Source organism: Treponema sp. R6D11 (genome assembly GCF_054786075.1).
Genome location: NZ_BDHD01000957.1, coordinates 1 through 324 on the forward strand (window position 1 = coordinate 1; position 324 = coordinate 324).

1 protein-coding gene is annotated in these 324 nt (G+C 47.2%); it reads right to left on the reverse strand.

Features of this window, described 5'->3' with window-relative positions; genetic code table 11:
• The coding region (locus ACYVTD_RS16985; RefSeq protein ID WP_461248824.1) for an HAD family hydrolase at positions 1 to 324 on the reverse strand (324 nt) is incomplete at both ends.

Genomic DNA, 324 nt, shown 5'->3' on the forward strand with positions numbered 1-324 from the left:
CGTCGTTTATTCCGTCTCCCACAAAGGCGAGTCTGCCTTTTTCTTTTTTTTGCGTATTTAGCGCTTCCAATTTTTCTACTTTTTCCTGAGGGAGCAGACCGCCGTATACTTCGTCAATGCCGAGTTCGCCCGCTATTTCCTTCGCTATAACGGGATTGTCCCCGGTAAGCATTACCGTTTTTTCTACGCCTTTTTCTTTTAAGCCGGCTATCGCGCCTTTGCTGTCGGGCTTTATCTCGTCGGAAATAATTATGCTTCCGGCGAATACTCCACCACAGGCGACATAAACCTTTGTACCGATACTTGCTGACTCCTTGTAAGCCA